This window comes from Actinomycetospora sp. NBRC 106375, from assembly GCF_030269665.1.
Lineage (GTDB): Bacteria > Actinomycetota > Actinomycetes > Mycobacteriales > Pseudonocardiaceae > Actinomycetospora.
In genome coordinates, this window is sequence record NZ_BSTS01000009.1 from 71,043 (window position 1) to 88,305 (window position 17,263).

Below are 17,263 nucleotides of genomic sequence, written 5' to 3' on the forward strand. Positions count from 1 at the left end.
CATGGATGATCGCGACACCCTCGGCGCCCTGATCTCCGCGCCGCTGATCCCGCTGCCCGAGCGCTGGCGCTCCCCCGGGCGCGCCGACGAGCTGGCCGCGTGCCGCGCCCGCCACGACGCGGACCCCGACGACTACTGGGCCTGGGTCGCCGCCCAGCACCGCTGGCTCACGCCGTGGGAGACGGTGCGGTCCGGCGAGCTGGGCGACTTCCGGTACTTCGAGGGCGGGCGCATCAACGTCGCCGACAACTGCGTCGACCGCTGGGCCGACGACCCGGCGACCGCGCAGCGCCCCGCGATCGTGTGGGAGGGCGAGCCGGGCGACACCCGCACGCTGACCTACGCCGAGCTGGCCGAGGAGACCGACCGCCTCGCCGGCGGTCTGCGCGCGCTGGGCATCGGTCAGGGCGACGTCGTCGCGGTCTACATGCCCAACCTCGTCGAGGCGTTCACCGCGATCCACGCCTGCAACAAGATCGGCGCGATCTACACGGTGCTGTTCTCCGGCTTCGGCCGCGACGCCGTCGCCTCGCGGCTGTCCGCGGCGCGGGCGAAGGCCGTGATCGTCGCCGACGCGATCTACCGGCGCGGGAAGCCCGTCGAGCTGCTGGAGACGCTGCGCGCGGCCCGGTCGGACGCCCCGACCGTGGAGCACGTCGTGGTGGTCGACCGCACCGGACGCGGCGTGCCGCTCTCCGGGGACGAGGTCTCCTACGCGACCCTGCTCGCCGAGCACCCCGAGGGCGCGCCGACCGTGGCCCTCGACCCCAACGAGGCCGCCTTCCTGATCTTCACGAGCGGCACCGAGTCACGGCCCAAGGGCGTCGTGCACTCCGTCGGCGGCTTCCTGCTCGGCACCTGGGCCAACGTGCACTGGCAGGCCGGGCCGGTCGAGGGCGACGTCTACTGGGTCGCCGCCGACGTCGGCTGGCTGACCTTCCCCATCCAGGCGGTCATCGGCGGGCTGGCCCACGGGTCGACGATCGCCTGCTACGAGGGCGCGCTGGACACCCCGGGCCCGTCGCGGTTCTACGACATCTGCGCCCGCCACGGGGTCACCCAGGTGCTGTGCGCCCCGACGGTGCTGCGGCTGCTGCGCAAGTTCGGCGACGACCTCGCCGCGTCGCACCCCCTCCCCCGCCTCCAGCTGATCACCGTCCAGGGCGAGCCGCTCGACGGCGAGACGTTCACCTGGGGGTACGAGACGTTCGGGGTGCCGATCGTCAACGCCTACGGCCAGACCGAGACCGGGTCGACGTGGACCTACCCGGTCACCGGGGTCGAGGACCTCAAGGCCGGATCGACGGGCACGCCGGTGCCGGGGCACGCGTTCGCGGTCGTCGACGACGAGGGCGAGCCCGTCCCGGCCGGGGTGAAGGGCAACCTCGTCATGACCCGGCCGTTCCCGACGCTGGCCCGCACGGTGTGGGACGACCACGAGCGCTACCTGTCGACGTACTTCGGGCGCTTCCCGGGCCGCTACGCCACCAACGACGAGGCCGTCGTCGACGCCGACGGGCACCTGTGGGTCCTCGGGCGGGCCGACGACGTCATCAACGTCGCGGCCCACCGGCTCTCGACCATGGAGATCGAGGCCGTCGTCGGCACGCACCCGAAGGTCGTCGAGGCGGCGGTCGTCGGCATCCCCGACGCGACGAAGGGGACGGTGCCGGTCGCGTTCGTGACGATCACCGGCGAGCCGGACGGCGTGCCCGAGGAGGTGCGCACGCTCGTGGCGGACACGATCGGCGGGCTCGCCCGCCCGGAGCGCGTCATCGTGACCCCGGCCATGCCCAAGACGCGCACCGGCAAGATCATGCGGCGGCTGATGCGCGAGGTCCTCCTGCACGGCGAGGCCCGCAGCGACACGAGCGCGCTCGAGGACCCGGGCAGCCTGGACACGCTCGCGGGCGCGGTGCACGCATGAGCGGTGGGAGACGGAGCGGAGCGGAGCTCGACCGATGAGCGGACTGTGGTTCGAGGAGCTCGAGGTGGGGCGGGTCGTCCACCACGCGACCCGGCGCACGGTCACCGAGACCGACAACGTCATGTTCACGACGATGACCATGAACCCGGCGCCGCTGCACCTCGACCACGAGTACGCGGCGAGCACCGAGTTCGGCCGCCCGCTGGTCAACAGCATGTTCACGCTGGCGCTGGTCGTCGGGCTCTCGGTGCCGGAGCTGACGCTGGGCACGATCGTCGCCCAGCTCGGGATCGACGACGTGACGTTCCCGTCGCCGGTGTTCCACGGCGACACGGTGCGCGTCGAGACCGAGGTCGCGTCCGCGCGCGCGTCGAGCAGCCGGCCCGACGCCGGGATCGTGGTGTTCGCGCACCGGGCGCACAACCAGCGCAACGACGTGGTGTGCACCTGCCGGCGCACCGGACTCATGTACAGAGCGCCGGCGTGACGGTTCCCCGCAGCCTGCTCTTCGTGCCCGGCGCGCGCCCGGACATGGTCGCCAAGGTCCCCCGCTGGGCGCCCGACGCGGTCGCCGTCGACCTCGAGGACGCGGTCGCCCCCGCCGACAAGGACACCGCCCGCGAGGCCACCGTCCGGGCGGTCGCGGACCTGCCGCGGGACACCGGCCTGCAGGTCGTCGTCCGGGTCAACGCCCCGTCCACGTCCTGGTACGCCGACGACGTCGCGGCCGTCGCCTCGGCCGGATCGGCGGTCCACGGCGTCGTGCTGCCCAAGCTCGAGACGCCCGAGCAGCTCGCCGACCTGCACGAGCGCCTCGGCGGCCTCCCGGTCATCGGCGGGCTCGAGACCGTGCGGGGCGTCGCGCGGTGCCGCGAGCTCGCGCCCGGGTGCCTCGCGGTCTACTTCGGCGCCGAGGACTTCGCCGCCTCGATCGGCGGGCGCCGCACGCCCGGCGGCCGCGAGGTGCTCTACGCCCGCAGCGAGGTCGTGCTCGCCGCGGTCCTCGCCGGCGTCGGCGCGCTCGACCAGACCGTCGTCGCCGCCCACGACGCCGAGGCGTTCCGCGCCGACGCCGCCGCCGGCCGCGACCTCGGGTATGACGGCAAGATCTGCATCCACCCGTCGCAGGTCGCGCTCGCCCACGAGGCGTTCACGCCGACCGAGGACGAGGTCGCGCACGCCCGGGAGGTCATCGAGGCGGGGCGGTCGGGGGTCGGGGTCGTCGACGGTGAGATGGTCGACGACGTGCACCTGAGGATGGCGCGCGCCGTGCTGGGCCGAGCCGGGGTCGACGCGTGAGGGTCGGGCTCATGATGTCGCCGACCATGGCGCCGGCCGACGCGCAGCGGGCCGAGGAGCGGGGCTTCGACATCGTCGCGGCCGGCGAGCACGTGCTCTTCGGCAGCCCCACGGCGAACGCCTTCGTCAGCCTCGCCGCCGCGGCCCCGGTGACGACGCGGGTGCGCCTGCTCAGCGCCGTGACGCTGCTGCCGCTCTACCCCGCGCCGCTCGCCGCCAAGATGGCCGCGACCCTCGACCGGCTCTCGGGCGGGCGCTTCGAGCTCGGGATCGGGGTCGGCGGGGAGAACCCCGTGGAGTTCGCCGCGTGCGGGGTGCCGGTGCGCGAGCGCGGGAAGCGCACCGACGCCGGGATCGACACGCTCGCGCGGCTCTTCGCCGGCGAGGAGATCGACGTCGACGGCACCCCGGCCGCCCTCGACCCGCTCCCGGTGCAGCGTCCCCGCCCGCCGGTGTGGGTCGGCGGGCGCTCGGAGGCGTCGATGCGCCGCGCCGGGCGCTCCGGCGACGTGTGGATGCCCTATCTCGGCAGCCCGGACCGCGTCGCCCGCGGCCTGCGCACGGCCCACGAGGAGGCCGAGCGCCGGGGCCGCGACCCGGGCGAGGTCACCGGCGCGTACTTCGCGTGGTCCTGCGTCGACCCTGACCCGGCCGTCGCCCGCCGCACCGCGCTCGACGCCCTGGCCGCGACCTACGGCCAGGACATGGAGCGGATCGTCGACGCCTGCGTCCCGCACGGCACGCCCGAGCAGGTCGCCGCCCGGCTCGCCGAGTACCGCGACGCGGGCGCGGCGTCCGTGGTGATCGCACCCGCGGTGGGCGGCGAGGGCCGCGAGCGGATGATCGATCTCGTCGCGGACGACGTCCTCCCCCGGCTCCGGTGAGCCCGGCCGTGCCATTGGACGGAATGCGGCGTGACCGGCGGGTCGAGGGTGCCGCAGAGTGCTCGCGCCACCGACCCCTGTCCCCGTGCGAGGAGCCTCGATGACCGCGGAGTTCGTGACGGCGAGCGAGTCGCCACGGAGCACCCTGCCCGGGCGCCCGGAGCCGTTCGTGCTGGCCGCCGGCGAGGGCGAGCGGGCGCACCTGTTCGACCAGCTCTTCACCGTGCTGCTCTCCGGCGACGAGACCGAGGGCCAGTTCGGGGTGTTCACGATGGAGGCGCCGCGCGGGCGGGCGATCCCGGTGCACGCCCACGACGACGTCCACGAGATCTTCTACGTCCTCGACGGGCAGGTGCGCGTCGCGATCGAGGACGCCGACGGTGGGATCCTCGACCGCGTGCTGACCACCGGCGACTTCGGCTACGTCCCGGCCGGTCGCAAGCACACGTTCAAGGTCGAGTCCCTGCGGGCGCGGACCCTCGGCGTCTCGACCGGCGGCTTCGAGCGCTTCTTCGCGGCCGCCGGGGAGCGCACCGAGGCGACGGCACCACCACCGGTTTCCGTGATCCCCTCCCCCGAGCAGCTGGGCGACGCCGCGCGCCGCTACCGCAACGAGTTCTTCCACGATGTCCGTCTCATCGACTGAGATCCCGGAGTCGGTCCTTGTCGACGGGGTCGACGGCGTCGCCATGTGGCGGGCCGTCGAGTACGCCACGGTGCCCGGGTACCGGCCGCTGCTGCTCGACCTGTACCGCCCGCACGACGGTCCCCCGCCCCCGGTGGTCGTGTTCCTGCACGGCGGCGGGTGGCGCGTCGGCACCCGGGGGTCGGTGGGGCCGATGTACGCCGACTGGTGCCCCTCCCCCTTCGCCCGGCTCGCGGCGTCCGGGGTCGCCGTGGCGTCGCTGGACTACCGGCTCTCCGGGGAGGCGCGGTTCCCGGCACCGCTCGAGGACGTGATGGCCGGCCTGCACTGGGTGCGCGAGCACGCCGAGGCCGTCGACGTCGACGCCACCCGGATCGCGCTGTGGGGCGAGTCGGCGGGCGGCCACCTCGCCGCCCTGCTCGGGCTCACCGACCCCGACGTGCGCGCCGTCGTCGACTGGTACGGCCCGGCCGACCTCAGCGCCCTCGCCGGGGACGCCGCGGCCGGCGGGATCAGCGCCGTCGACCCGGCGGCCGCCGACTCCCGGGAGGCGCTCATGCTCGGCGTCGCCCCGGCCGCGGACCCGGACCGGGCCCGCGCCGCGAGCCCCGTCGCCCACGTCCGGGCCGGCGCCCCGCCGTTCCTGCTCCGGCACGGCACGGGCGACACCCTGGTCCCGTCCCGCCAGTCCGAGCGCCTCGCGACGGCGCTGGAGTCCGTCGGCGCCGAGGTGACGCTGGACCTCGTCCCCGGCGCCGACCACCTCTGGCGCGGCGCCCCGGACGTCGCCGCCGCCGCGTTCGACGACGCGGCCGCCTTCCTCCGGCGTCACCTCGGGGTCTGACCACGGTGCGGAGGGCGGTCGGCGTCGACGAGGAATGCGGCTTTCCTGGCGTCTGACGCCAGAATCGCCACACGCTCGCCTTCGCGACACGCCGGAGCACTCGCAGCCTCACGGCAGATCGGCATCCTGGTGACGATCCCGTTCGGATCTGCCATGGATCGTCACCGGGACGGCGATCGACCTGCCGACGACCCGACCCCCTCAGTCCCGCCGCCCCAGGTAGCGCGACGGGCTGGTGCCGACGACGCCACGGAAGGCCGCGAGGAACGCGCTCGGCGTCGCGTAGCCGACGGCGCGGGCGACGGCGTCGACCGGGCGCCCCTCGGCGAGCATTGGCAGGGCGGCGCGGACGCGCAGGTGGCGCCGCCAGCGCTCGAAGCTCAGGCCGGTGTCCTGCACGAACAGCCGCGACACCGTGCGACGGCTGCTGCCCGCGGCGGCCGCGAGCGCGGCGAGTCCGCGGTCGTCGGAGGGATCGCGGTGCAGGGCGTCGGCGACGGCGCGACAGCGCGGGTCGGCGGGCTCGGGCACGGCGACGGGGCGGGTCGGCAGGGGGCGCAGCGCGTCGAGCACGACGCCCTCGGCGCGGGTGCGGGCGTCCTCGGCGAGGTCGGTGCGCTCGAGGTGGGCGGCGAGCGCGAGCAGCAGCCCGTCCACCGCGACCGGCACCGGGTCGCCCGACCCCAGGTCGGGCAGGCGCGCCGAGAGGAACAGGCTGCGCAGCGTCGCGTCCCGGGTGGCGCCGGTGCGGTGGGGCACGCCGGCGGGCAGCCACAGGGCCAGGGTCGGCGGGAGGATCCAGGAGCGGTGGCCGACGCGGACACCGAGCACGCCCCCGACCGCCCAGTTCAGCTGGTGCGCGTTGTGGGTGTGCTCCGGGAACCACGAGCCCGCCGCGAGCGGCCACGACCCGACCATGATCGCTGCGCCCGGCACCGGCTGCACCCGGCCACGATATGGCCTCCACGCGACACAGGTCGGCCCCGTCGCGGATCGCGGCCGCACCAGGGTGCTCCCTACCGTCGGCGCATGCCGATGAACCTCCTGCACCGCCGCCTCTGCAGCTCCCGGAAATGGGCCGACGCCATGGCGCAGTACCTGCCCGGCCAGCTCGACGACCTCGACCTCGACGACGTCCTCGAGATCGGCCCGGGCTTCGGCGCCACCACCCGGGTGATCGCGCCACGGGTGCGGGCGCTCACGGCGGTGGAGATCGACGAGGCGTCGGTGCGCGGGCTGCGCGCCGAGTTCGGTGAGCGGGTCGACATCGTCCACGGCGACGCCACCGCGCTGCCGTTCGACGACGGCCGGTTCTCCGCGGTCGTGTGCTTCACGATGCTCCACCACGTCCCGACGCCCGCGGCGCAGGACGCCCTGTTCGCCGAGGCGCGCCGCGTCCTGCGGCCGGGCGGGACGTTCCGGGGCGTCGACAGCCAGCTCAGCATCGGCTTCCGGCTCCTGCACGTCGCCGACACGATGACCGTCCTCGACGCCGACACCCTCGACGACCGCCTGCACACCGCCGGGTTCGGCGACGTCACCCACACGCTCCACCCGGGCGAGCGGGTGCACTTCACCGCACGCCGGCCCTGATCAGCCCCGCGCGGGGCCGAGCCCCCGGGAGACGCCGCGGGCGGTCGCCGACACGACGTGCTCGTACGCCCGGGGGGACGCGCCGCCGGCCGGCACGACGATCGAGACCGCGGCGACCGTCGCCCCGGTGGCGTCGCGGACCGGTGCCGCCACCGAGGCCACGGGGGCGGGATCGCTGCGGTCGAACACGACGACGCCGCGCTGCCGGATGTCCGCGAGCCGGCGGCGCAGCGGTGCGGTGGTGGCCGCCGGGCCGAGCGTCCCGAGCACCGTCGTTCGCTCCTCCTCGTCGGCGTGGGCGAGCAGCACCAGCCCCACCCCCGTGTGGTGCAACGGCATCCGCCCGCCGACCCGGTAGGCGATCTCCACGGCGCCGTGCGCCGAGAGCCGCTCCACGAGCAGCGCATGGGAGCCGTCGCGCACCGCGAGCAGCACGTGCTGGCGGGTCACCTCGTGCAGGTCCTCGAGGTAGGGCAGCGCGACCTCCCGCAGACCGTGGCTGCGGGGGGCGAGCGAGGCGACCTCGAACAGCCGCAGTCCGACCACGTAGCGGCCGTCCGCGTCGCGCTCGAGCGCACCCCAGGCCACGAGCCGGGCGGCCAGCCGCAGGGTGGTGCTGCGCGGCAGCCCGCTGCGGCGGCTCAGCTCCGCGAGCCCGACCGCGCGGCGCTCGGCGCTGAACACGGCGAGCAGGGACAGCGCCCGGTCGACCACCGGCTCCCCGCTCGGCGGTCGCTTCCCCCGCCCGGTCACCGGCGCAGTGTGACGGCGACGAGATCGAGAAGTCCACTCAATGGCACGGTCCGCGACCGGCGCCGGAGCCGCACCCATCCTGAGCCGTGATCGCCACCACACGTCCGAGGAGCACCGTGGCCCACACCGACGCCGAACTCGACCGCCTGCTCGACGAGGTGCTGGCCTCGGTCCGTGCCGGCGACGCGCGCCTCGCCGAGGTGGTCCGCGCCGCCGTCGTGCACCTGCACGCCTTCGTCCGCGAGGTGCGCCCCACCGAGCAGGAGTGGCTCGCGGGGCTCGCCTTCCTCGCCCGCACCGGCCAGACGTGCACGCCGCGGCGCGACGAGTTCATCCTGCTCTCGGACATGCTGGGCCTGACCTCGGCCGTCGACGAGGTCAACTACGCCGCGGTCGAGGGCGCGACGCCGTCGTCGGTGGAGGGCCCCTTCCACTCGCCGGCGCCGGCGCGGGAGAACGGCGCCTGGGTCGCCGACGGCCCGGAGCGGGAGCGCGCGGAGCCGATGGTCGTCCACGGCCGCGTCACCGACACCGACGGCGCCCCGCTCGCCGGCGCCACCGTCGACGTCTGGCAGGCCGACGACGTCGGCCACTACGACACCCAGGACGCCGATCAGCCCGACGGCAACCTGCGCGCCCTGCTCACCACCGACGCCGACGGCCGCTACTGGTTCCGCAGCGTCCTGCCCGCCAGCTACCCCGTGCCGACCGACGGGCCGGTCGGTGGCCTGCTCACCGCCCTGGGCCGCCACCCCATGCGCCCCGCGCACGTCCACCTGCGCGTCGAGGCCGACGGGCACCGCCCGATCACCACCCACGTGTTCGTCGCCGGTGACCCCTACCTCGGCTCCGACGCCGCGTTCGCCGTCAAGGACGCGCTCGTCGTCGCCCCGCGGCGGCGCACCGCCGACGACGCGGCGGGCTGGCGGCTCGGGGGCCCGTTCCTCGAGCTCGCCTTCGACGTCCGCCTCGTCGCCGCGACGGTGGCCGACGAGGCGGCGGCGGTCCCGGCGGGGGTGGCCCGGTGAGGCTCGTCGGGATCGCCGAGGGGTGCGACGTCCTCGTCGCGGCGCTCGACGGCGACCACGCGACACCGCTCGCGGAGGTCCGGGACTTCTGGGCCGACCCGCAGCGCCACCTGTCCCGCCCGACCGGCGACCCGCGCCCGGTGGAGGCCATCACGCTCGCGCCGCCGATCCCGCCGTCGGCGCGGGTGCTGTGCCTCGGCCTCAACTACCGCGACCACGCCACCGAGGGCGACTACGGCGTCCCCGACCACCCGACGATCTTCGGGCGGTGGACGGCGTCGCTCTCGGTGGACGGCGTGCCGGTGCCGGTCCCAGCGGACGAGCCCGGACTGGACTGGGAGGGCGAGGTCGCCGCGGTCGTCGGCGCTCCCCTGCAGGAGGCCACCGCGGCGCAGGCGCAGGACGGCGTCCTGGGCTACGCCGTGTTCAACGACCTCTCGGCGCGCCGGGCGCAGAAGCTCACCGCCCAGTGGACGCTCGGCAAGAACGCCGACCGCTCCGGGCCGATGGGCCCGATCGTCACCGCCGACGAGGTGGGCCCACTCACCGACGGGCTGCGCCTGACCACCCGCGTCAACGGCCACGTGGTGCAGGAGGGCGACACCGAGGACCTGATGTTCGGGGTCGGCGAGACCCTGGCGCTGGTCAGCCGCACGATGACCCTGCACCCCGGCGACGTCCTGGTCACCGGCACGCCGGCCGGCGTCGGCTACGCGCGCACCCCGCCGTGGCTGCTCGGGCCCGGGGACGTCGTCGAGGTCGAGGCCGAGCGCCTCGGTGTGCTCCGCACCCCGATCGTCGGAGCGGACCGGCGATGAGCGCCCGCTGGCCCGTCGTGGTGGTGGGGGGCGGGCCGGCCGGGCTCGCCGCGGCGATCGAGCTCGGCCGGGCCGGGGTGCGGTGCCTGGTCGTCGAGCCCCGCACCGAGGTCTCCGACCACCGTCCCCGCGCCAAGACCACGCACGCGCGCACGATGGAGCTGCTGCGCCGGTGGGGTCTCGCCGACCGCCTCCGCGCCGCCGCACCCGTGCCGGTGTCGTACGCCGAGGACGTCGTGTTCTGCACCGGCGTGCTCGGGCGCGAGATCACCCGCTTCCGGCACGCCTTCGCCATGCACGCCGCGCGGCGCGACGAGGTCGCCGAGGGCGGGCAGCAGGTCCCGCAGCCCGTGGTGGAACGCGTGCTGCGCGAGGCCGTCCGGGACCAGCGGTCGGTGACGCTGTGGCTCGGGGCCCGGGTCGAGGCCGTGCACGACGCCCGCGACGGCGCGTGCCTGCGCGTCGTGGAGGCCGACGGGACCGCGAGCGACGTCGAGGCCGACTGGGTGCTCGGGTGCGACGGCGCCGCCGGGGTCACCCGCGCGGCGATCGGCGCCGCCTACGCGGGCAGCAGCGGCGAGCGCCCGAACCTCAGCATCACCTTCCGCGCGCCGGCGCTGACCGAGGAGCGCCTCTGCGCCCGCGCCGCGCACTGGTGGGCGGTCGGCGGTCCGGTCGGGGGCATCGTCGGGCGGATGGATCTCGAGGGCACCTGGTGGGCGATCGCCCAGGGCGTCCGCGCCGACGACCCCCGCGACCCCGCCGACCTCGTGCGCGCGCTGCTCGGCGCCGACCTCGCCGTCGAGGTCCTCGCCACCGACCCGTGGACCGCGCGGATGCTGCTGGTCGACCGCTACCGCGGCCACCGCGTCTTCCTCGTCGGCGACGCCGCCCACCTCAACCCGCCGTGGGGCGGGCACGGCTACAACACCTGCGTCGGCGACGCGGTGAACCTGGGCTGGAAGCTCGGGGCCGTCCTGACCGGGTGGGCCGGGCCGGCACTGCTCGACAGCTACGAACCCGAGCGCCGCCCCGTCGCCGCGCGCACCATCGACGACGCCGCCGCGCAGGACAGGCGCCTCGCCGGCACGTTCACCGCGACCGGGGACGCCGAGCTCGCCGCGGCGCTGCAGGTCAAGGAGGCCGAGTTCCACAGCCTCGGGCTGGTCCTCGGAGCCCACTACGCCGGGTCGCCCGCCGTCGTCGACGACGGCTCGCCGGTCCCGCCGCCGCACCCGATCCGCTACCACGCCTCGGCCCGCCCCGGGGCGCGGCTGCCGCACCGGTGGTGCGCGGACGGCTCCTCGATCTACGACCACCTGGGCCCGGGGCTCACGGTGCTGCGCCTCGACCCGGCCCTGGACGTCACGGCCCTGCTCGACGCCGCCCGTGCGCGCGGCGCACCGCTCGCCGTCGTCGACACCGGGCCCGACGACCTCGCGCGGTGGGGCGCGCCGCTCCTGCTCGTGCGCCCCGACCAGCACGTCGCCTGGCGCGCCCACCACGCCCCCGGTCCCGGCGGCGCCGACGCGCTGCTCGACCGACTCCTCGGCGGCCCGCCGGCCGCCGAGCACCACACCGTCCCGCCGACGTCCCGCGTCGCGGTCACCACGACACCCACCGGAGAGCTGCCGTGAACCCCTCGCCCACCCCCGCGTCCGCCGACGACGCCGACGGCGCCGTCGCCCCCGACGGACGCCGGGCCGGCCGCCCGCAGGCCACCATCCTGCTGATCGGCAGCACCCTGCCGATCCTCGGCGCCATCCTCATCGCCCCGGTCCTGCCGCAGCTCCAGGCGGCGTTCCGCGGGACCCCCGGCGTCGAGGTCCTGGCGCCGGTCGCGCTGTCGATCCCCTCGCTGGCCGTCGGCCTCCTCGCGATCGTCGCGGGCCGCATCGTCGACCGCGTGGGCCGCCTGCGCCTGCTGATCGGCGCCCTGCCGCTCTACGTGGTCGCCGGCACCGCGCCGCTGTGGCTCGACTCGCTGCCCGCGATCGTCGCGAGCCGCGCGGTCATCGGCGTCGCCGAGGCCGCGATCATGACCTGCTGCGTGACCCTGATCGGCGACTACTGGCACGGCGAACGCCGCGAGCGCTACCTGTCGCTGCAGGTGGTGGTCACCTCGGGCTCCGCGGTGGTGTTCCTGCTCGCGGGCGGGGCGCTGGGCGCGCTGGGCTGGCGCACGCCGTTCTGGGCCTACCTCTCCGGGCTGCTGTTCCTGCCCCTGGCGCTGCGCTTCCTCTGGCAGCCGGCCCGGCCCCGCGCGGCTGCCGCCGACTCCGGGGGCTCGTTCCGCACGGTGCCCTGGCGGGCCCTCGCGCCGCTGCTCGTGCTGACGCTGCTCGGCGCGATCGTCTTCTACGCGCTGCAGGTGGAGCTGAGCTACGTCCTCGACGGCCTCGGCGTCGGGACGGCGGGCATCGGGATCACCGCGGCGCTGGCCAACCTCGCGGTGATGGTGGCGGCCGGCGTGTTCGCCCGCCTCGGCTCCGCCCGCGCGCCCGAGGCGATCGCCGCCGGGTTCGCGCTCGGCGGCGCCGGCCTGCTCGTGATGGCGACGGCCGGCAGCGCGGTGGGCGTCGGCGCCGGCGCGGTGGTCGCCGGCCTCGGCGGCGGCCTGCTGCTGGCCTCGCTGCTGGTCGGCACCACCGCCCGGCTGCCCTACGAGCGGCGTGGCCAGGGCACCGGCGCCTGGACCTCGGCGTTCTTCCTCGGCCAGTTCCTCTGCCCGGTGCTCGTCGCCGGGCTGTCCGCGGCCACCGGCGCGCTCACGACCGCGCTGGCGATCGTGGGCGTCGCCGGTCTGCTGCTGGCCGGGCTGGTCGCCGCGTTGCGGCGGCGCATCGTGCCCGCGACGGTGGAGCCCGCGCCGGCGTCGGTGCCCACCGCCTGAGCGCTCACGCCCGCTCGAGCAGGCGCTGGGAGAAGGTCCACAGCCGCGCCGCGTTCTCCGGGTCGAGCGCGAACGGGGCGACGCCGTGGCGCCCGTCGGACTCGGACCGGTTGCTGATCACCGTGGCCTCGCGGCAGTCCTCGAAGTAGCGGCCGCCGACGCCCTCGAGCAACGGCGAGACCGCGAGCAGCACCGACGTCGACGCGCCCTGCTCGGTGGTCTTGAGGACGTCCGACGCGCCGGCACTGCGCCGCGCCGAGATCAGGGCTTCCCTGTCGACATACCGCTGGAGGCCCGTCGCGATGCCGCCGGGCATGAGGGCGTTCACGGTGATCCCGTCGTCGGCCCAGCGCCGGGTGGCCTCGACGGCGAAGAGCACGTTCGCCGTCTTGGACTGGCCGTAGGCGAGGAACGGGTCGTACGGCACGAAGGCGAACGCGGGGTCGTCGAACAGCACCGGGCAGCGCAGGTGCGCCGCCGAGGACACGGACACGACGCGGGCACCGCCGGCCGCCGCCAGCGCGTGGTGCAGGCCCGTCGCGAGCGCGAAGTGGCCCAGGTGGTTGGTCGCGAACTGGGTCTCGAGCCCGTCGGTCAGCGTCCGCTCGGGCAGGGCCATGACGCCGGCGTTGTTCACGAGCAGGTCGAGCGGGCCGTCCCACGCGTCGGCGAACGCGGCGATCGAGGCGCGGTCCCCCAGCTCGAGGGGACGGACGTCGACGCGGGCGTCGGGCGCGCCGGCGCGGATGTCGTCGGCGACCTCCCGCCCGGCGACGGTGTTGCGCACGGCGAGGGTGACCTCGGCGCCGTGGGACGCGAGGGTGCGCGCGGTCTCGACGCCGATGCCCGAGGACGCGCCGGTGACGACGGCGCGGCCCCCGGTCAGGTCGATGCCCTCGGCGACCTCCTCGGCGGTGGAGAACTCGCCGAACGGGGTGGTGATCAGCTCTGCGGTGGCGGTCATGACGCTCTCCTCGTGGGCCCAAACGTAGGCTCCCTACGCTTGCAACTCCACCGTACACCTCAAGCGTAGGACGGCTACGCTTGTTCCGTGCCCCAGCGAGCCGACGCCCGCGCGAACAGGTCCGCCCTGCTCGCCGCCGCCGCGCGCCTGTTCGCCGACCAGGGCCCGGACGTCCCCCTCGACGCCGTCGCGCGGGAGGCGGGCGTCAGCATCGCGACGCTGTACCGGAACTTCCCGAGCCGCGAGGACCTCGTCGCCGCGACCTACGCCGCGGAGATCCGCGCCCTCGGCGAGCTCGATCTCGAGGAGGGGACCGCCGCCGAGGCGCTCGCGCGCTGGCTCGCGCGGTTCGTGGAGTACGCCCGGACGAAGCGCGCCCTGGGCGAGCTCGTGCACGCCCTCCCCGCCGGCACCCACCCGCCGGTCCGCGAGGCGATCCTGGACGCCCTCGCGCGGATCCTCGCGGCCGGGGAGCGCGACGGCTCGTTGCCCGCCGACCGCGACGCCCAGGACGTCCTCGCCCTCCTGGCGGGACTGTGGACCCTGCCCGCCGGCCCGGAGTGGCCGGCCCGCGCCGACCGCCTGGCCCGCTTCGTCCTCGACGGCCTGCGGACCTGAGCGCTGTGCGCCGCGCCCGGTCCCACCCCGGCGGCGTCGTGCGGACCCTCCAGAGGCTTGACCTCTTCTTTGCCGTTCCTTGACCTCGTCGGGCCGCGGGCCGTTCGATGGCGTGCACCCGACGACGAGGAGCACGCCATGGTCAGCGACGCGTCCGGGTCCGGCCGCCCCTCCCTGCGCGTCCCCCGCCGGGTCGCCGCCGCGAGCCTGGTCGGCACGACGATCGAGTGGTTCGACTTCTTCATCTACGGCACGGCCGCGGCGCTCGTCTTCAACAAGGTCTTCTTCCCGTCCGTCGCCCCGGCGGTCGGCACGATCGCGGCGCTCGGCACGTTCGCCACCGGCTTCATCGCCCGCCCGATCGGCGGCGCGGTGTTCGCGCACTTCGGCGACCGCATCGGCCGCAAGCCGATGCTCGTGTACTCGCTGCTGCTCATGGGCGCGGCGACGGTCGGCATCGGCCTCCTGCCGGGGTACGCCACGATCGGCGTGCTCGCGCCGGTGCTGCTCGTGGTGCTGCGGTTCGCCCAGGGCTTCGGCGTCGGCGGCGAGTGGGGCGGCGCCGCGCTCATGGCCGTCGAGAACGCGCCGGAGGGCCGGCGCGGCTTCTACGGCAGCTGGCCGCAGGTCGGCGTCCCCCTCGGGCTGGTCATGGGCACGGGCTCGTTCCTCGTGCTCGACCTGACCGTCAGCGAGGCGTCGTTCCTCGCCTGGGGCTGGCGGATCCCGTTCCTCGCCAGCGCCGTCCTCATCGCGGTGGGTCTGTGGATCCGGCTGACCGTCGCCGAGAGCCCGGTGTTCCGCCGCGACCAGGAGCGCCGCGAGGCGAGCCGGCTGCCGGTCCTGCAGGTGCTCCGGGAGCACCCGAAGCTCATCCTCCTGGCGGCGGGGTCCTTCGTCGCCACCAACGCGACCTTCTACATCAGCTCGGTCTGGCTCGTCTCGTACGCGACGACGGAGCTCGACTACGCGCGCAGCGCGGTCCTCGGCGCGAACACGTTCCTGTCCGCGGCCGACATCCCGATGATCCTGCTGCTCGGCCTGCTCTCCGACCGGATCGGACGGCGACCGCTCTTCCTCGGCGGCATGACGCTGCTCGCGGTGTTCTCGATCCCGTACTTCCTGCTCGTCGGCACCGGCGTGATCGGCCTGTTCATCCTCGGCGGGCTCGTCGTCCAGGCCTGCCGCAGCGCGGTCTACGGGCCGCAGTCGGCGTACTTCTCCGAGCTCTTCCCGACCCACCTGCGCTACAGCGGGGCCTCGCTCTCCTACCAGATAGCGTCGATCGTCGGCGGGGTGTCACCGGCGATCTGCGGGCTCCTCGTGCTGTGGACCGGCAGCCTCCTGGCCGTCGCGGGCTTCACGGTGCTGCTCGCCCTGGTCTCGCTCGCGAGCAGCTGGGGCATGAGCGAGACGCTGACGCGGGGGCTGGAGGAGCCGGCGCGGGCCGCCGTCTAGTCCTTGTTCAGGACTGGATCGTTGCTATCGTGTACCGATGCTCATCATCGCCGGCCACGTCGAGGTCGCCCCCGACATCCGTGACCGCGTCGTCGCGACGCTCGCCGACCTCGTCCGCCGCGGGCGTGACGCCCCGGGCTGCCTCGGGCTCGCGATCACGGCCGACTCGGTGGATCCCGCGCGGATCGACATCTACGAGCGGTGGGACTCGGCGGAGGCGCTCGACGGCTGGCGGGCCGTCGCCCACGCCCCCGACATCGGGGACGTGATCGTCGCCGACCACACGCGCCTCTACGACGCCGCGGGCGAGCGGTCGCCCTTCTGACGCGGGGCCCGCATGATGGCTCCCATGAGCGACCTGTCGTCCGAGGAACGCTTCGTGGTGGAGACGGTCCGGGAGTTCGTGGACCGTGAGGTGCGCCCGCAGGTCCGCGACATGGAGCACGCGAACACGTACCCGGAGAAGTTCATCGAGCAGATGAAGGAGCTCGGGATCTACGGGTTGGCGATCCCGGCGCCGTGGGGCGAGGCGCCGGTGTCGATGCCCTGCTACGCGCTGGTGACCGCCGAGCTCGCCCGGGGCTGGATGAGCCTGGCCGGGGCGATGGGCGGGCACACCGTGGTCGCGAAGCTGCTGGTGGAGTTCGGCACGAAGGAGCAGCAGGACCGCTACCTGCCGCGCATGGCGACCGGGGAGCTGCGCGCGACGATGGCGCTCACCGAGCCCGGCGGCGGCTCGGACCTGCAGGCCATGACCACGGTAGCCAAGCCCGCCGGCGACGGCGGCTACGTGGTCAACGGGTCCAAGACGTGGATCTCCAACGCGCGCCGGTCCGGGTTGATCGCGCTGATGTGCAAGACCGACCCCGCCGCCGAACCCCGCCACCGCGGGGTGTCCATCCTGCTCGTCGAGCACGGCCCCGGCCTCGAGGTCTCGAAAGACCTCTCGAAGCTCGGTTACAAGGGTGTCGAGGCCTGCGAGCTGACGTTCACCGACATGGCCGTGCCCGCCGACGCGCTGCTCGGCGGGGAGGAGGGCCGCGGGTTCGCGCAGATGATGAAGGGCCTGGAGACCGGGCGCATCCAGGTCGCCGCCCGCGCGCTCGGGGTCGCCACCGCCGCGTTCGACGACGCGCTGCGCTACGCCCAGGAACGTGAGGCGTTCGGGCAGCCGATCTGGCGCCACCAGTCGATCGGGAACTACCTCGCCGACATGGGCACCAAGATCACCGCCGCGCGGCAGCTGATCCTGCACGCCGCGGACAAGTTCGACGCCGGGCAGCGCGCCGACATGGAAGCCGGCATGGCCAAGCTGTTCACCAGCGAGATCGCCATGGAGGTCGCGCTCAATGCGGTGCGCATCCACGGCGGCTACGGCTACTCCACCGAGTACGACGTCGAACGCTACTTCCGCGACGCCCCGCTGATGATCGTCGGCGAGGGCACCAACGAGATCCAGCAGGGCGTCATCGCCTCGCAGCTGGTCAAGCGCGGCGGCCTCGGCGACATCTGACTGACTCGTCAGTCAGGTCTTGCGA

The 17,263-nt window shown here is 75.1% G+C and carries 18 protein-coding genes; 15 read left to right on the top strand and 3 right to left on the bottom strand.

Going from position 1 to position 17,263, the window contains the following annotated elements; translation table 11 throughout:
* The first annotated feature begins 1 nt into the window (after position 1).
* The 6 genes from QSK03_RS16275 to QSK03_RS16300 all read left to right on the top strand — a co-directional run bounded on the left by QSK03_RS16275 (position 2) and on the right by QSK03_RS16300 (position 5,600).
* Positions 2-1,927 carry an AMP-binding protein gene (locus tag QSK03_RS16275; protein ID WP_285653934.1) on the top strand — a complete coding sequence of 642 codons (1,926 nt, stop codon included), beginning with the start codon at positions 2-4 and terminating at the stop codon, positions 1,925-1,927.
* 34 nt (positions 1,928-1,961) lie between these two features.
* The gene (locus tag QSK03_RS16280; RefSeq protein WP_285653936.1) at positions 1,962-2,414 is read left to right on the top strand and encodes a MaoC family dehydratase; all 453 of its coding nucleotides are present in this window, start codon (positions 1,962-1,964) and stop codon (positions 2,412-2,414) included.
* Positions 2,411-3,226 carry an HpcH/HpaI aldolase/citrate lyase family protein gene (locus QSK03_RS16285; protein WP_285653937.1) on the top strand — a complete coding sequence of 272 codons (816 nt, stop codon included), beginning with the start codon at positions 2,411-2,413 and terminating at the stop codon, positions 3,224-3,226. Before QSK03_RS16280 ends, QSK03_RS16285 begins: the two co-directional genes overlap by 4 nt.
* Positions 3,227-3,237: 11 nt before the next feature.
* Positions 3,238-4,110 (top strand): LLM class flavin-dependent oxidoreductase, encoded by an 873-nt coding sequence (locus QSK03_RS16290; protein WP_285653939.1) that lies wholly within the window; start codon positions 3,238-3,240, stop codon positions 4,108-4,110.
* 100 nt (positions 4,111-4,210) lie between these two features.
* Positions 4,211-4,756 carry a quercetin 2,3-dioxygenase gene (locus tag QSK03_RS16295; protein ID WP_285653941.1) on the top strand — a complete coding sequence of 182 codons (546 nt, stop codon included), beginning with the start codon at positions 4,211-4,213 and terminating at the stop codon, positions 4,754-4,756.
* Positions 4,737-5,600: an alpha/beta hydrolase gene (locus tag QSK03_RS16300; RefSeq protein WP_285653943.1), complete on the top strand. Its 864-nt coding sequence runs from the start codon at positions 4,737-4,739 to the stop codon at positions 5,598-5,600. The genes QSK03_RS16295 and QSK03_RS16300 overlap by 20 nt, the downstream gene beginning before the upstream one ends.
* Positions 5,601-5,801: 201 nt before the next feature.
* Here the strand turns inward: QSK03_RS16300 and QSK03_RS16305 are convergent, their stop codons facing one another.
* The gene (locus QSK03_RS16305; RefSeq protein ID WP_285653945.1) at positions 5,802-6,545 is read right to left on the bottom strand and encodes an AraC family transcriptional regulator; all 744 of its coding nucleotides are present in this window, start codon (positions 6,543-6,545) and stop codon (positions 5,802-5,804) included.
* Positions 6,546-6,629: 84 nt separating this feature from the next.
* On the opposite strand from QSK03_RS16305, the gene QSK03_RS16310 reads away from it, so the two are divergent.
* Entirely contained in the window at positions 6,630-7,193 is a 564-nt protein-coding gene (locus QSK03_RS16310; RefSeq protein ID WP_285653947.1) for a class I SAM-dependent methyltransferase, read from the top strand.
* On the opposite strand, the gene QSK03_RS16315 is transcribed toward QSK03_RS16310, so the two are convergent.
* Positions 7,194-7,946: an IclR family transcriptional regulator gene (locus tag QSK03_RS16315; protein WP_285653949.1), complete on the bottom strand. Its 753-nt coding sequence runs from the start codon at positions 7,944-7,946 to the stop codon at positions 7,194-7,196. It lies immediately after the preceding gene.
* Between the two features lie 116 nt (positions 7,947-8,062).
* Between QSK03_RS16315 and QSK03_RS16320 the strand changes: the two genes are divergently transcribed.
* From QSK03_RS16320 to QSK03_RS16335, 4 genes are read left to right on the top strand one after another with little or no spacing between them, the layout of a single operon-like run.
* Entirely contained in the window at positions 8,063-8,974 is a 912-nt protein-coding gene (locus tag QSK03_RS16320) for a dioxygenase family protein (RefSeq protein ID WP_285653970.1), read from the top strand.
* Positions 8,971-9,792: a fumarylacetoacetate hydrolase family protein gene (locus QSK03_RS16325; RefSeq protein ID WP_285653972.1), complete on the top strand. Its 822-nt coding sequence runs from the start codon at positions 8,971-8,973 to the stop codon at positions 9,790-9,792. Before QSK03_RS16320 ends, QSK03_RS16325 begins: the two co-directional genes overlap by 4 nt.
* Positions 9,789-11,429 carry an FAD-dependent monooxygenase gene (locus tag QSK03_RS16330; RefSeq protein WP_285653974.1) on the top strand — a complete coding sequence of 547 codons (1,641 nt, stop codon included), beginning with the start codon at positions 9,789-9,791 and terminating at the stop codon, positions 11,427-11,429. The genes QSK03_RS16325 and QSK03_RS16330 overlap by 4 nt, the downstream gene beginning before the upstream one ends.
* Positions 11,426-12,685 carry an MFS transporter gene (locus QSK03_RS16335; protein WP_285653976.1) on the top strand — a complete coding sequence of 420 codons (1,260 nt, stop codon included), beginning with the start codon at positions 11,426-11,428 and terminating at the stop codon, positions 12,683-12,685. The genes QSK03_RS16330 and QSK03_RS16335 overlap by 4 nt, the downstream gene beginning before the upstream one ends.
* Positions 12,686-12,689: 4 nt before the next feature.
* Here QSK03_RS16335 and QSK03_RS16340 read toward each other — a convergent pair whose 3' ends face one another.
* The gene (locus QSK03_RS16340) at positions 12,690-13,649 is read right to left on the bottom strand and encodes an SDR family NAD(P)-dependent oxidoreductase (RefSeq protein WP_285653978.1); all 960 of its coding nucleotides are present in this window, start codon (positions 13,647-13,649) and stop codon (positions 12,690-12,692) included.
* 87 nt (positions 13,650-13,736) lie between these two features.
* Here QSK03_RS16340 and QSK03_RS16345 point away from each other — a divergent pair, with 87 nt between their 5' ends.
* The 4 genes from QSK03_RS16345 to QSK03_RS16360 all read left to right on the top strand — a co-directional run bounded on the left by QSK03_RS16345 (position 13,737) and on the right by QSK03_RS16360 (position 17,238).
* On the top strand, positions 13,737-14,267 hold the full coding sequence (locus QSK03_RS16345; RefSeq protein ID WP_285653980.1) for a TetR/AcrR family transcriptional regulator: 531 nt from the start codon (positions 13,737-13,739) through the stop codon (positions 14,265-14,267).
* 138 nt (positions 14,268-14,405) lie between these two features.
* On the top strand, positions 14,406-15,725 hold the full coding sequence (locus tag QSK03_RS16350) for an MFS transporter (RefSeq protein WP_285653982.1): 1,320 nt from the start codon (positions 14,406-14,408) through the stop codon (positions 15,723-15,725).
* A 37-nt stretch (positions 15,726-15,762) separates the two neighbouring features.
* A complete protein-coding gene (locus QSK03_RS16355; protein ID WP_285653984.1) occupies positions 15,763-16,050 on the top strand; it encodes a putative quinol monooxygenase in 288 nt (95 codons plus the stop codon).
* Positions 16,051-16,074: 24 nt separating this feature from the next.
* The gene (locus QSK03_RS16360; protein ID WP_285653986.1) at positions 16,075-17,238 is read left to right on the top strand and encodes an acyl-CoA dehydrogenase family protein; all 1,164 of its coding nucleotides are present in this window, start codon (positions 16,075-16,077) and stop codon (positions 17,236-17,238) included.
* The last annotated feature ends 25 nt before the right edge of the window (positions 17,239-17,263 follow it).